The organism is Pseudomonas sp. LLC-1, from assembly GCF_002992185.1.
Lineage (GTDB): Bacteria > Pseudomonadota > Gammaproteobacteria > Pseudomonadales > Pseudomonadaceae > Aquipseudomonas > Aquipseudomonas monteilii.
Window position 1 is genome coordinate 113,673 of the sequence record NZ_LUVY01000015.1, and the last position, 14,383, is coordinate 128,055.

Consider the following 14,383-nt stretch of genomic DNA (forward strand, 5'->3'; position numbering starts at 1 on the left):
GTCTGATCAGTTATCCGAATCTGGCAGTCAGTGAACGCCAGGCGTTAACAGGCAGAGGACCGCATCAAATGAAGAAAACCCTAACCGTGATCTGCGCCGCGCTCATGCTCAGCGCACCGTTGGCCAGCTTCGCACAACCGGGCCCACCCGACCGGCATGATGATGGCCCATCGCACCAAGGCAACCCGCCGCATGGCCAGCCAAAGCAGCAGGGCCGCCATGACAACGGCCGTGCACCCGATTACCGCAACCCGAACTTCCGCCCGCAGCAGGGTATGCCGGTGCCTCACCAGCAGTGGCAACGAGGGCATGTGGTTGACCCACACTACCGTGGCGACCGCTACTGGGTGACTGACTGGAAAGCACGCCACTTGTATGCGCCACCGCGTGACCATCGCTGGTTGTATGTGAATGGCGACTACGTGCTGGTGGCTATTGCCAGTGGTGTGATCGTTAACATTCTCAGCGGTTACTGATTTTCAGACACTAAAAAGCCCGCATCAGCGGGCTTTTTAGTGGGTGGCGGATCACACCTGATCAGAAGTCCAGGTTCGACACCGACAGCGCGTTGCTTTCGATGAAGTCACGGCGCGGCTCGACCGCATCACCCATCAGGGTGTTGAAGATCTGGTCGGCTGCGATCGCATCCTCGATGGTGACCTTGAGCATGCGGCGCACGGTCGGGTCCATGGTGGTTTCCCACAGCTGCTCAGGGTTCATCTCACCCAGCCCTTTGTAGCGCTGGATGGTGTGGCGCTTGGTGGTTTCGTTCATCAGCCAGTCCAGTGCTTCCTTGAACTCACTGATCGCCTTGCGGCGTTCACCACGCTGCACGTATGCACCGTCACCCAACAGAGTGGCGAGCTTGGCACCCAGGTTAACAACCGAGCGGTAGTCGTTGCTGCCGAAGAAGTCGCGGTTGAAGGTGACGTAGCTGGCCAGGCCGTGGGAGGTCACTTCCACTTCCGGCAGCCATACGTTGCGCTCCTTGTCTTCGCGCAGGCTGGCCTGATACACCAGGCCCGACTTCTGGCTGTTGCTCAGACGCTCCTGGAACTTGACCAGCCAGGCTTGCATCGCAGCGTGGTCACCCAACTGCTCCACGGTCACTTCCGGCAGGTAGATGAAGTGCTCGGTGATGTCTTCCGGATACAAGCGCGAAAGGCGCTTGAGGGTTTTCATCACGCCGCGGAATTCATTCACCAGGCTTTCCAGCTGCACACCGGAAACCGCTGGCGCCGACTCGTCCAGGTGCAGGCTGGCATCTTCCAGGGCCGACTGGGTCATGTACTCTTCCATGGCCTCGTCGTCCTTGATGTACTGCTCCTGCTTGCCTTTCTTCACCTTGTACAGTGGTGGCTGGGCAATGTAGATGTAGCCGCGCTCGACCAGCTCCGGCAGCTGACGGAAGAAGAAGGTCAGCAGCAGGGTGCGGATGTGCGAACCGTCAACGTCAGCATCGGTCATGATGATGATGTTGTGATAACGCAGCTTGTCGATGTTGTACTCTTCGCGGCCGATACCACAGCCCAGTGCGGTGATCAGCGTGCCCACTTCCTGGGACGAGATCATCTTGTCGAAGCGTGCTTTCTCGACGTTGAGGATTTTACCCTTCAGCGGCAAGATCGCCTGGGTACGACGGTTACGGCCTTGCTTGGCCGAACCACCGGCGGAGTCACCCTCCACCAGGTACAGTTCGGAAAGGGCCGGGTCTTTCTCTTGGCAGTCCGCCAGTTTGCCTGGCAGGCCGGCGATGTCCAGCGCACCTTTGCGGCGGGTCATCTCACGGGCTTTACGTGCCGCTTCACGGGCACGCGCGGCGTCGATCATCTTGCCAACGACCGCCTTGGCCTCGTTCGGATTCTCCAGCAGGAAGTCGGCGAAGTACTTGTTCATCTCCTGTTCCACGGCGGTTTTCACCTCCGAGGAAACCAGCTTGTCTTTGGTCTGCGAGCTGAACTTGGGGTCCGGCACTTTCACCGAGATGATCGCGGTCAGGCCTTCACGGGCATCATCGCCAGTGGTTGCCACCTTGTTCTTCTTGGCCAGGCCTTCCTGCTCGATGTAGCTGTTCAGGCTACGGGTCAGCGAGGAACGGAAGCCCACCAGGTGAGTACCGCCGTCACGCTGCGGAATGTTGTTGGTGAAGCACAGCAGGTTTTCGTTGAAGCTGTCGTTCCATTGCAGAGCAACTTCAACACCCACGCCATCGTCACGCTGGACGTTGAAGTGGAACACCTGGGAGTTGACCGGGGTCTTGTTGGTGTTCAGGTACTCGACGAATGCGCGCAGGCCGCCTTCGTACTTGAAGAACTCTTCCTTACCGCTGCGTTCATCCTTCAGCAGAATGCCAACGCCCGAGTTGAGGAACGACAACTCGCGAATACGCTTGGCCAGGATGTCCCAGCTGAAGTGAATGTTCTTGAAGGTTTCAGCCGAAGGCTTGAAGTGGATGTGGGTACCGGTGGTTTCACTGTCACCGACAACCGCCATAGGCGCTTGAGGAACACCGTGAACGTAAGTCTGTTCCCAGATTTTTCCGCTACGGCGAACGGTCAGCACCAGCTTCTCGGACAGCGCGTTCACGACCGAAACACCTACGCCGTGCAGGCCGCCGGATACCTTGTAGGAGTTGTCGTCAAACTTACCGCCGGCGTGCAGCACGGTCATGATGACCTCGGCTGCGGAAACGCCTTCTTCTTTATGCACGTCGACCGGAATGCCGCGACCGTTGTCGCGCACACTGATGGATTCGTCCGGATGGATAATGACAGTGATGTCATCGCAGTGGCCGGCGAGGGCTTCGTCGATGGAGTTGTCGACCACCTCGAAGACCATGTGGTGCAGGCCGCTACCATCATCGGTGTCGCCAATGTACATGCCGGGACGCTTGCGTACGGCATCCAAACCTTTCAGCACCTTGATGCTGGAGGAGTCGTACGTTTGATTTTCGCTCATGCCTTCACTCCCGATGGTCGTGGGTCTGGGTGATACGGCCTTGTTCCACGTGGAACAAAGCAACTGGCGTTTCCGTCTGCCAGCCTTCCCTCAGTAATTCGTGATCTACACAGGTGATGAACACCTGGCAGCGTAATTCTTCAAGCAAGCGGCACAGCGCGCGGCGATGCTGGTCGTCCAGTTCGGACGGCAAGTCATCCACGAGATAAATACAATGACCGCGGCGAGCCTGACTAACGAGGTGGCCCTGGGCAATGCGCAATGCACACACCACCAGCTTTTGCTGACCACGCGACAGGATGTCGGCTGCATTGTTGGCAGCCAGACGAAGACGCAGATCAGCACGCTGCGGACCGGCCTGGGTATGGCCCATCTGCTGATCGCGAAGGAGAGAGGAGGCGAGTACTTCTTGCAGTTCCCGGTCCTTGTCCCAGCCTCGGTAGTAGCTCAGGGTCAACCCGTCCAGCTCGACCAATTCGCTCAGGGTTCGCTCGAAGACGGGCTTCAAGGCCTTGATGTAGTTGCGACGGTATTCATCTATTTCCGCGCTGGCCAGGCACAGTTCCCGGTCCCAGGCGGCTTGCGAAGCTGGGTCAAGTGTACCATGACGCAACCATGAGTTCCGCTGCCGCAGCGCCTTCTGCAGCCGCTGCCAGGCTGGCAAGAAGCGAGGTTCCACGTGGAACACCCCCCAATCCAGAAACTGGCGGCGAATTTTTGGGGCGCCTTCCAATAGGCGGAAACTGTCTGGGTTGATGAGCTGAAGCGGTAACAACTCCGCCAGTTGCGCCGCGCTGCGCGCATTCTGCCCATCGATGCGAATAGTGAACTCCCCCTGGCGCTCCCGGGAGACGCCCAGGTTGCTGGTGCCACCCTCGGACAACTGCACTTCACCAAACACGGTACAGGCAGCCTGTTCGTACTGGATAACCGGGTTCAGGCGTGTGCTGCGGAAAGAGCGCGCCAGCCCCAGCAAATGCACGGCCTCAAGCACGCTGGTCTTGCCGCTGCCGTTGGCGCCATAAAGTATGTTGATACGGGGGGAGGGTAAGAGAGTCACCGGGTGCAAATTGCGCACCGCGGTGACCATGATACGTCGAAGGGACATGTCGCCTGCTATGGGTTACAGGCGCATCGGCATGACAACATAGGAAGAATCGTCATTGCCCGCTTCCTGCAGCAGGGCACTGCTGTTGGAATCCGAGAGAATCAGACGAACTTGCTCAGTAGTCATTACGCCCAACACGTCGAGCAGGTAGCTGACGTTGAAGCCGATTTCCAGCGAGCTACCTTCGTAGTCCACGCTGATTTCTTCCTCTGCTTCTTCCTGCTCCGGGTTGTTGGCCTGGATTTTCAGTTGGCCAGCAGCCAGTTGCAGGCGAATGCCGCGGTACTTTTCGTTGGAAAGAATCGCGGTACGGCTGAAGGCTTCACGCAAGGCCTGGCGGTCCCCGACCACCAGCTTGTCGCCGCCCTTGGGCAGTACGCGCTCGTAGTCCGGGAACTTGCCGTCCACCAGCTTGGAGGTGAAAGTGAATTCACCGGTGGTGGCACGGATGTGATGCTGGCCCAGCACGATGCTGACCATGCCTTCCGGGTCCGTGAGCAAACGCGCGAGCTCCAGGATACCTTTGCGTGGAACGATGACCTGATGGCGGTCATCCTGCTCGATCGGCGCGGTCATGGAGCACAACGCCAGCCGGTGACCATCGGTAGACACTGCACGCAGGGTGTTGCGGGACACCTCCAGCAGCATGCCGTTCAGGTAGTAGCGCACATCCTGCTGGGCCATGGCGAAGCTGGTGCGCTCGATCAGCCGGCGCAGCTTGCTTTGTTCCAGGTTGCAGGTCAGCGAGCCTGGGCCTTCTTCCACCGTCGGGAAGTCATTGGCTGGCAGGGTGGACAGGGTGAAGCGGCTACGGCCGGCCTTGACCAACAGTTTCTGCTCGTCGACCTTGATATCGATCAGGGCGTCGTTCGGCAGGCTTTTGCAGATGTCCATCAGCTTGCGTGCCGGGACAGTGATTTCGCCGGGCTCAGCCGGCTCTTCCAGTTGCACGCGGCCTACCAGTTCGACTTCCAGGTCGGTACCGGTCAACGACAGTTGCTGGCCTTGCACAACCAGCAATACGTTGGACAGGACCGGCAAGGTCTGACGGCGCTCGACGACACCGGCGACCAGTTGCAGGGGTTTCAACAGGGCTTCGCGTTGAATGGTGAAATGCATGGTCTAGTCCCTTGCCTTCAATTAGCTGCGCAGACGGCCATCAGGTCGTCAGCGTCCGCAGCAGGTTCTTGTAGTCCTCGCGGATGTCCGCGTCGGATTCCTTCAGTTCGTTGATCTTGCGGCAGGCGTGCAGCACGGTCGTGTGGTCGCGACCACCAAACATGTCGCCAATTTCCGGCAGACTGTGGTTGGTCAGCTCCTTCGACAGGGCCATGGCCACCTGGCGTGGACGAGCGACAGAACGTGAACGCCGCTTGGACAACAGATCAGAGATCTTGATCTTGTAGTACTCGGCGACGGTTCGCTGAATGTTATCCACACTGACCAGTTTGTCCTGCAGCGCCAGCAGGTCTTTCAGCGACTCACGGATCAGTTCGATGGTGATATCACGGCCCATGAAGTGCGAGTGGGCGATCACCCGCTTCAGGGCACCTTCCAGCTCACGCACGTTGGAGCGGATGCGCTGGGCTATGAAGAAGGCCGCATCATGCGGCAGCTCGACCTTGGCCTGGTCGGCCTTCTTCATCAGGATGGCCACACGGGTTTCCAGCTCGGGTGGCTCGACGGCCACCGTCAGGCCCCAGCCAAAGCGCGACTTCAAGCGCTCTTCCAGGCCTTCGATCTCCTTGGGGTAACGGTCAGAGGTCAGGATTACCTGCTGGCCGCCCTCAAGCAGGGCGTTGAAGGTGTGGAAAAACTCTTCTTGCGAGCGCTCTTTACGGGCAAAGAACTGGATATCGTCGATCAACAACGCATCCACCGAGCGGTAGAAACGCTTGAATTCGTTGATAGCGTTCAGTTGCAGAGCCTTGACCATGTCCGCGACGAAGCGCTCCGAATGCAGGTACACGACCTTGGCGTTCGGGTTCTTCTTCAGCAGGTGGTTACCCACAGCATGCATAAGGTGGGTTTTACCCAGGCCCACACCGCCATAAAGGAAAAGCGGGTTGTAACCATGCTTGGGGTTGTCCGCGACCTGCCAGGCAGCCGCACGCGCCAACTGGTTCGACTTACCTTCGACGAAGGTTTCGAAAGTGAAGGTACGGTTCAGGTAACTGGTGTGCTTGAGCGCACCTTCAACCTGCACGGTGCGCTGCTCGGCCCGACCACCAACGGCGGGTGCCGCAGCCGTTTCGGCCATGGCATCGAAGCTGTCGCGTGCGGACGGTTCGGCAAGATCATCGACCATTACCGGCTCGGTCACCGGCACTGCAACAGGTTGGACCGCTGCCACCGGAGCAGGCTTGTGCGCCTGGCCTTGAGCCAGCGAGGCAGCCACGGCCGCACTGACCGGTGCGTTGGGCGCGGCACGCGGAGCCGAGCTGCGACGGCTACCTATCAACAAGGAAAGGGCAGGCGCAATACCGCTGCCGTTTTCACCTAGCAGCTCGAGCAAGCGACCCAGGTACTTTTCATTGACCCAATCGAGAACGAAACGGTTGGGCGCATAGACGCGCAACTCGTCGCCTTCGGCTTCGACCTGTAGCGGACGGATCCAGGTGTTGAATTGCTGGGCAGGCAGTTCATCGCGCAGAAGCTCCACGCACTGCTGCCAAAGTTCCACTGACACGGATATCCCCTGAGTTTGAAAGCCGGATGAGGCAAAAACAAACCGCCATTGTACCGGTCGGGCGCCCAGTTATCCACATGTGGACACGTTAGGAGCCATGACAAAACAGCCATTTATCGACCAAAACGGCCTTTACGCGTTGTGAATAAGGTCTGTGGATAAACGCCCATGAGGGCTATGTACAACCCTGAGATCAGCCCTGTTGATAACTCACCTGTGGGTAAGTGTCATTTTAATCCACAGCTTGCCCGCACGAATAAAACAGGTGCAGCACCGGTTGAGAACACGGTTGTAAAACGCTGTACATGCCGTGAATTATGGCCTTGAGGAGGTTATCCACAGAAGGTTACCCACATAAGATTTATAAGTTCTTCAGAAAAGCTTTTTATATGTCTCTTCTTTTTTTTCATGTTGTCCCCGATTCGTGTGTCCGATCAAGCACCCCCTGGGGATGAACCGGCAGGCACCGTCCATCCTGTGCTCTATATGGAAAGACTGGTTGGAAATTGACCTATGGGCTTGCTTTCTCTAGAATCGCCGGTCTCTTAAAAAGGGGGCCATCCCGGCCCGTCGTCGACAAACCAGGTAACACGCCATGAAACGTACTTTCCAACCAAGCACCATCAAGCGCGCCCGCACCCACGGTTTCCGTGCCCGTATGGCTACCAAGAACGGCCGCGCTGTTCTGTCGCGTCGTCGTGCCAAAGGCCGTAAGCGTCTGGCCATTTGATTTTTCGGCACAGGTGGTGAGTCAGGACTTCAGTCGGGAAAAGCGACTGCTTACACCCCGACACTTCAAAGCGGTCTTCGACTCCCCAACCGGCAAGGTTCCAGGGAAAAACCTGCTGATCCTTGCTCGCGAGAACGGCCTTGATCACCCACGGCTCGGCCTGGTGATTGGCAAGAAGAGCGTCAAGCTCGCCGTTCAACGCAATCGCCTCAAGCGCTTGATGCGCGATTCCTTTCGTCTGAACCAGCAAATGCTCGCCGGGTTGGACATCGTGATCGTCGCGCGCAAGGGATTGGGTGAAGTAGAAAACCCGGAATTGCACCAACACTTTGGCAAACTCTGGAAACGTCTGGCGCGCAGCCGGGCAACACCAGCAGTCACCGCCAATTCCGCAGGGGTAGACAGCCAAGATGCGTAAACTGGCGCTCGTTCCGATCCAGTTTTACCGTTATGCCATCAGCCCCCTGATGGCCAATCACTGTCGTTTTTTCCCCAGTTGCTCCTGTTACGCTCAAGAAGCCATCGAAAACCATGGCCTATGGCGTGGTGGGTGGCTAGCCGTTCGTCGCCTGGGGCGTTGTCATCCGTGGAATGACGGCGGTTTCGACCCCGTTCCCCCCGCTCCTTCCTCCCGAACTTCTTCGATAGCCGAGTAATCATGGATATTAAACGCACGATCCTGATCGCCGCGCTGGCAGTCGTGTCCTACGTCATGGTCCTGAAGTGGAACGATGACTACGGCCAGGCTGCCCTGCCGACTCAGAATACTGCTGCCAGCACCGTTGCTCCGGGCCTGCCCGATGGTGTGCCGGCCGGTAACAACGGTGCCAGCGCCGATGTACCGAGCGCCAACGCCGAATCGAGCCCTGCCGAACTGGCACCGGTCGCACTGAGCAAGGACCTGATCCGAGTCAAGACCGACGTCCTGGAACTGGCTATCGATCCGGTTGGTGGTGACATCGTCCAGTTGAATCTGCCGAAGTACCCACGCCGTCAGGACCACCCGAACATTCCATTCCAGTTGTTCGACAATGGTGGTGAGCGTGTTTACCTGGCACAAAGCGGCCTGACCGGCGCCAATGGCCCGGATGCCCGCGCCAGCGGTCGCCCGTTGTATGCCGCCGAGCAGAAGAGCTACCAGCTGGCCGACGGCCAGGAACAACTGGTGGTCGACCTGAAGTTCAGCGACAACGGTGTCAACTACATCAAGCGCTTCAGCTTCAAGCGTGGTGAGTACGACCTGAATGTCAGCTACCTGATCGACAACCAGAGTGGCCAGGCCTGGAGCGGCAACATGTTCGCCCAGCTCAAGCGCGACGCCAGCGGCGATCCGTCCTCGAGTACCGCAACCGGCACCGCAACCTACCTGGGCGCTGCCCTGTGGACAGCTTCCGAGCCTTACAAAAAGGTCTCGATGAAGGACATCGACAAAGGTAGTTTGAAAGAAAATGTGTCCGGCGGTTGGGTTGCCTGGCTGCAGCACTACTTCGTGACCGCCTGGATTCCGGCAAAATCGGACAACAACGTTGTCCAGACCCGCAAGGACAGCCAGGGCAACTACATCATCGGCTACACCGGCCCAGTCCTCAGCGTGCCTGCTGGCGGCAAGGTCGAAACCAGCGCCATGCTGTACGCCGGTCCGAAAATCCAGTCCAAGCTGAAAGAGTTGTCCCCAGGCCTGGAACTGACCGTCGACTACGGCTTCCTGTGGTTCATCGCCCAGCCGATCTTCTGGCTGCTGCAACATATCCACAGCCTGCTGGGTAACTGGGGCTGGTCGATCATCGTACTGACCATGCTGATCAAAGGCCTGTTCTTCCCGCTGTCGGCTGCCAGCTACCGTTCGATGGCGCGTATGCGTGCTGTTGCGCCGAAGCTCGCCGCACTGAAGGAACGCTTCGGTGACGATCGCCAGAAGATGTCCCAGGCGATGATGGAGCTGTACAAGAAAGAGAAGATCAACCCGCTGGGCGGCTGCCTGCCGATCCTGGTACAAATGCCGGTATTCCTGGCCCTGTACTGGGTACTGCTGGAAAGCGTTGAAATGCGCCAGGCCCCATGGATGCTGTGGATTACCGACCTGTCGATCAAGGATCCGTTCTTCATCCTGCCGATCATCATGGGCGCCACCATGTTCATCCAGCAGCGCCTGAACCCGACCCCACCGGATCCGATGCAGGCCAAGGTGATGAAAATGATGCCGATCATCTTCACCTTCTTCTTCCTGTGGTTCCCGGCTGGTCTGGTGCTGTACTGGGTTGTGAACAACTGCCTGTCGATCACTCAGCAGTGGTACATCACCCGCAGCATCGAGGCAGCCAGCAAAAAAGCTGCTGCTTGACAGGCTACTGCGCTAGCCTGTGAATAAAAAACGCCCCCTAGTGGGGCGTTTTTGCTATCTGTCGTTTTTGTCGTAGAGGCTTTCGAGCATGAACACTGTGCGTGAAACCATCGCCGCCATCGCTACCGCCCAAGGCCGCGGGGGTGTGGGTATTGTCAGGTTGTCCGGCCCTCTGGCTGCCAAGGCCGGCCAGTTGATCACCGGCCGTACACTCACCCCTCGGCATGCCCATTACGGCCCGTTCCGCGACGATGAAGGGCTTGTACTGGATGAGGGGATCGCGCTGTTCTTCCCCGGGCCGAATTCGTTCACAGGCGAGGATGTGCTCGAACTGCAGGGCCACGGCGGACCGGTGGTCCTGGACATGTTGCTGCAGCGCTGTGTACAAGTCGGCTGCCGCCTGGCCCGCCCAGGCGAATTCAGCGAGCGCGCGTTCCTCAATGACAAACTTGACCTCGCCCAGGCCGAAGCCATTGCCGACCTGATCGAGGCCAGTTCCAGCCAGGCGGCGCGTAACGCCCTGCGTTCGCTGCAGGGGGAGTTCTCGAAACGTGTGCACAGCCTTACCGAAGCGTTGATTGCCCTGCGCATCTACGTCGAGGCGGCTATCGACTTCCCGGAAGAAGAAATCGACTTCCTCGCCGATGGCCACGTGCTGTCGATGCTCGATGCCGTACGCAGCGAGTTGTCCACTGTGCAACGCGAGGCCGGGCAAGGCGCTTTGCTGCGTGACGGCATGACGGTGGTCATCGCCGGCCGGCCGAATGCGGGCAAGTCGAGCCTGCTGAACCAGCTTGCTGGCCGGGAAGCGGCCATTGTCACCGACATTGCCGGTACCACCCGGGACATCCTGCGGGAACATATCCACATCGACGGCATGCCACTGCACGTCGTCGATACGGCCGGTCTGCGCGATACCGACGACCATGTGGAAAAGATCGGCGTGGAACGCGCCCTGAAGGCCATTGGCGAGGCTGACCGTGTGTTGCTGGTGGTCGACTCCACCGCGCCCGAGGCCAGCGACCCGTTCGCTTTGTGGCCGGAATTTCTCGACCAGCGGCCAGACCCGGCCAAGGTCACGCTGATTCGCAACAAGGCCGACCTGAGTGGTGAACGGGTCGCGCTGGAGCAGTGTGATGACGGCCATGTGACGATCACCCTCAGCGCCAAAGGCGACGATGCAGGGCTGCAACTGCTGCGCGACCATCTGAAGGCCTGCATGGGTTACGAACAGACTGCAGAGAGTGGTTTCAGTGCCCGTAGGCGCCATCTGGATGCCTTGCGCCAAGCCAGCGAACACCTTGAGCACGGCCGTGCTCAGTTGACCCTGGCAGGTGCAGGAGAGCTGCTGGCTGAGGACTTGCGCCAGGCACAACACGCCCTGGGCGAAATTACCGGGGCATTCAGCTCGGATGATTTGTTGGGGCGGATTTTCTCCAGCTTCTGCATCGGCAAATAATCCACAGCAGGCAAGATCAAGAGCCGCTCCTTCGGGAGCGGCTTTTTTTTGCCTGCAATTTCTCATCTCAAGCCTTGAGGAGATCGCTATGGGAGCGGGTTTACCCGTGACAAGGCCCTCGAAACTCACACATCACTCATCCACAGAAGGCAATCGGTGCTCAGGAGCCCTGTGGAAAACCCGCCTTTAGCTCCGTTGATAAGCAGGCTTTTTTGCTGAGGAAAATCTGGGCTGTGGGTAAAGAGCCATTTAATCCACAGGCTAAATCGTGTTATCCATAACCCTCATGGCACTCCAACCACAGGGTTTAATTTCTCTCTACAAGCCATGAACAAGGGGCTACAGAACCTTATCCACAGACAAGGCTGTGCATAAGAATAAACATAAAAACAAAGCTTTTTTAAATTTTTCCTCTTTGTTTTCTGTTGTTTGCCACTCATCCACAGACTGGTCAAAATTTGCTCAGACGGTTTCTTTAAAGGGGGTGAAGTCCCTATACTTGTCCGCTTACCTTCTCTATTCGCAAAAACAGGCACGAGGTGCGTGGTGGATTTCCCTTCCCGTTTTGAAGTGATCGTCATCGGCGGCGGCCATGCCGGTACCGAGGCTGCGCTTGCGTCTGCACGCATGGGTGTGAAAACCCTGCTGTTGACCCATAACGTGGAAACCCTCGGTCACATGAGCTGCAACCCCGCCATCGGCGGTATTGGCAAAAGCCATCTGGTCAAAGAGATCGATGCCCTCGGTGGCGCCATGGCGCTGGCCACCGACAAGAGCGGCATCCAGTTCCGCGTTCTGAACAACCGCAAGGGCCCGGCCGTACGTGCCACCCGAGCACAGGCCGACCGCGCCATCTACAAGGCAGTGGTGCGTGAAATCCTGGAAAACCAGCCGAACCTGTGGATATTCCAGCAGTCCTGCGACGACCTGATCGTCGAGCAGGACCAGGTCAAAGGCGTGGTGACCCAGATGGGCCTGCGTTTCTTCGCCGAATCGGTGGTACTGACCACCGGTACCTTCCTCGGCGGCCTTATCCACATTGGTTTGCAAAACCATTCCGGCGGCCGCGCCGGTGATCCGCCTTCGATCGCCCTGGCCCACCGCATGCGTGAACTGCCGCTGCGCGTCGGCCGCCTGAAAACCGGTACGCCACCACGCATCGATGGCCGCTCGGTGGACTTCTCGGTGATGACCGAGCAGCCAGGCGATACGCCGATCCCGGTGATGTCGTTCATGGGCAATGCCGAAATGCACCCACGTCAGGTGAGCTGCTGGATTACCCACACCAATGCGCGTACCCACGAGATCATCGCCTCGAACCTCGACCGTTCGCCGATGTACTCGGGCGTGATCGAAGGTGTCGGTCCGCGCTACTGCCCGTCGATCGAAGACAAGATCCACCGCTTCGCCGACAAGGAAAGCCACCAGGTGTTCATCGAGCCGGAAGGCCTGACCACCCATGAGCTGTACCCCAACGGTATTTCCACTTCGCTGCCGTTCGACGTGCAGCTGGAACTGGTGCGTTCGATCCGTGGCATGGAAAACGCCCACATCGTGCGCCCGGGCTATGCCATCGAATACGACTACTTCGACCCGCGCGACCTCAAGTACAGCCTCGAAACCAAAGTCATCGGTGGCCTATTCTTCGCCGGGCAGATCAACGGCACCACCGGTTACGAAGAAGCCGGTGCCCAGGGCCTGCTGGCCGGTACCAACGCCGCGCTGCGTGCGCAGGGCCGCGACAGCTGGTGCCCGCGCCGCGACGAGGCGTACATCGGGGTGTTGGTTGACGACCTGATTACCCTGGGTACTCAAGAGCCGTACCGCATGTTCACCTCGCGTGCCGAATACCGCCTGATCCTGCGCGAAGACAACGCCGACCTGCGTTTGACCGAGAAAGGCCGCGAACTGGGCCTGATCGATGACCAACGCTGGGCCGCCTTCTGCGCCAAGCGCGAGGGTATCGAGCGCGAAGAGCAGCGCCTGAAGTCGACCTGGGTGCGCCCGAACACCGAGCAAGGCCAAGCCATTGTGGATAAGTTCGGCACCCCGCTTAGCCACGAGTACAGCCTGCTCAACCTGCTGGCGCGCCCGGAAATCGACTACGCCGGCCTGATCGACGCGACCGGCGGTGATGCGATCGACCCACAAGTTGCCGAGCAGGTCGAGATTCGTACCAAATACGCCGGTTACATCGATCGCCAGCAAGACGAAATCGCCCGCCTGCGTGCCAGCGAAGATACCCGCCTGCCTGTGGATATCGACTACACGACCATTTCCGGCCTGTCCAAGGAGATCCAGGGCAAGCTTGGCCAGACCCGTCCGGAAACGTTGGGCCAGGCTTCGCGCATCCCGGGGGTGACCCCGGCGGCGATTTCCCTGTTGCTGATTCACTTGAAAAAACGCGGCGCTGGCCGCGAATTGGAGCAAAGCGCTTGAGTTCCCTGGTCACCCCGCAACACGCCGAAGAGTTGTCCACAGGTGCCCGCCAGCTTGGTGTCGAGCTGAGCACCGAGCATCACGAAAAGCTGCTCGGCTACCTGGCCCTGTTGATCAAATGGAACAAAGCCTACAACCTCACCGCCGTGCGCGACCCCGACGAGATGGTGTCGCGCCACCTGCTGGACAGCCTCAGCGTCATGCCGTTTATCCACAGCGAGCGTGTCAACTGGCTGGATGTGGGCAGTGGCGGTGGCATGCCCGGCATTCCCTTGGCTATCCTGCATCCGGACAAGCGCGTGACTGTGCTGGACGCCAATGGCAAGAAGACCCGCTTCCTGACCCAGGTGAAAATGGAGCTCAAGCTGGACAACCTCACGGTTATCCACAGCCGGGTCGAGGCCTTCCAGCCAGCGCAGCCGTTCGACGGCATCATCTCCCGTGCCTTCAGCAGCATGGAGAACTTCACCAACTGGACCCGCCACCTGGGCGACACCGGGACGCAATGGCTTGCAATGAAGGGGCTGCATCCTGCCGATGAACTGGTAGCATTGCCCGCAGACTTCACAGTGGAAAGCGAACAGGCCCTGACCGTTCCGGGTTGCCAGGGCCAGCGCCATCTGCTGATACTGCGCCGCAAGGCATGACTGGGAACACAC

At 59.0% G+C, this 14,383-nt stretch carries 12 protein-coding genes; 8 read left to right on the forward strand and 4 right to left on the reverse strand.

Annotated elements, in window-relative coordinates; translation table 11 throughout:
• Positions 1-68: 68 nt before the first annotated feature.
• Complete coding sequence (locus A0O30_RS15650) at positions 69-476, forward strand: RcnB family protein (RefSeq protein ID WP_105947111.1); 408 nt, start codon at positions 69-71, stop codon at positions 474-476.
• Positions 477-537: 61 nt separating this feature from the next.
• Here the strand turns inward: A0O30_RS15650 and gyrB are convergent, their stop codons facing one another.
• The 4 genes from gyrB to dnaA are packed head-to-tail and all read right to left on the reverse strand — an operon-like array spanning position 538 to position 6,755.
• The gene (gene gyrB / locus A0O30_RS15655; protein ID WP_105947112.1) at positions 538-2,958 is read right to left on the reverse strand and encodes a DNA topoisomerase (ATP-hydrolyzing) subunit B; all 2,421 of its coding nucleotides are present in this window, start codon (positions 2,956-2,958) and stop codon (positions 538-540) included.
• A gap of 4 nt (positions 2,959-2,962) precedes the next feature.
• Complete coding sequence (gene recF / locus A0O30_RS15660; protein WP_105947113.1) at positions 2,963-4,066, reverse strand: DNA replication/repair protein RecF; 1,104 nt, start codon at positions 4,064-4,066, stop codon at positions 2,963-2,965.
• 15 nt (positions 4,067-4,081) lie between these two features.
• A complete protein-coding gene (gene dnaN, locus A0O30_RS15665; protein ID WP_016712777.1) occupies positions 4,082-5,185 on the reverse strand; it encodes a DNA polymerase III subunit beta in 1,104 nt (367 codons plus the stop codon).
• 40 nt (positions 5,186-5,225) lie between these two features.
• Complete coding sequence (gene dnaA / locus A0O30_RS15670; RefSeq protein WP_105947114.1) at positions 5,226-6,755, reverse strand: chromosomal replication initiator protein DnaA; 1,530 nt, start codon at positions 6,753-6,755, stop codon at positions 5,226-5,228.
• Positions 6,756-7,350: 595 nt separating this feature from the next.
• On the opposite strand from dnaA, the gene rpmH reads away from it, so the two are divergent.
• The 7 genes from rpmH (at position 7,351) to rsmG (ending at position 14,371) form a co-directional block, all read left to right on the forward strand.
• Entirely contained in the window at positions 7,351-7,485 is a 135-nt protein-coding gene (rpmH, locus tag A0O30_RS15675; RefSeq protein WP_003253163.1) for a 50S ribosomal protein L34, read from the forward strand.
• Between the two features lie 13 nt (positions 7,486-7,498).
• Positions 7,499-7,903: a ribonuclease P protein component gene (gene rnpA, locus A0O30_RS15680; protein ID WP_105947115.1), complete on the forward strand. Its 405-nt coding sequence runs from the start codon at positions 7,499-7,501 to the stop codon at positions 7,901-7,903.
• On the forward strand, positions 7,896-8,141 hold the full coding sequence (gene yidD, locus A0O30_RS15685) for a membrane protein insertion efficiency factor YidD (RefSeq protein WP_082426416.1): 246 nt from the start codon (positions 7,896-7,898) through the stop codon (positions 8,139-8,141). Before rnpA ends, yidD begins: the two co-directional genes overlap by 8 nt.
• A 2-nt stretch (positions 8,142-8,143) precedes the next feature.
• Positions 8,144-9,826 (forward strand): membrane protein insertase YidC, encoded by a 1,683-nt coding sequence (yidC, locus tag A0O30_RS15690; RefSeq protein ID WP_105947116.1) that lies wholly within the window; start codon positions 8,144-8,146, stop codon positions 9,824-9,826.
• 88 nt (positions 9,827-9,914) lie between these two features.
• The gene (gene mnmE / locus A0O30_RS15695; protein WP_016712773.1) at positions 9,915-11,285 is read left to right on the forward strand and encodes a tRNA uridine-5-carboxymethylaminomethyl(34) synthesis GTPase MnmE; all 1,371 of its coding nucleotides are present in this window, start codon (positions 9,915-9,917) and stop codon (positions 11,283-11,285) included.
• A 546-nt stretch (positions 11,286-11,831) separates the two neighbouring features.
• Positions 11,832-13,724, forward strand: coding sequence for a tRNA uridine-5-carboxymethylaminomethyl(34) synthesis enzyme MnmG (gene mnmG, locus A0O30_RS15700; RefSeq protein WP_105947117.1), 1,893 nt, complete (start codon positions 11,832-11,834; stop codon positions 13,722-13,724).
• The gene (rsmG, locus tag A0O30_RS15705; protein ID WP_105947118.1) at positions 13,721-14,371 is read left to right on the forward strand and encodes a 16S rRNA (guanine(527)-N(7))-methyltransferase RsmG; all 651 of its coding nucleotides are present in this window, start codon (positions 13,721-13,723) and stop codon (positions 14,369-14,371) included. Before mnmG ends, rsmG begins: the two co-directional genes overlap by 4 nt.
• The last annotated feature ends 12 nt before the right edge of the window (positions 14,372-14,383 follow it).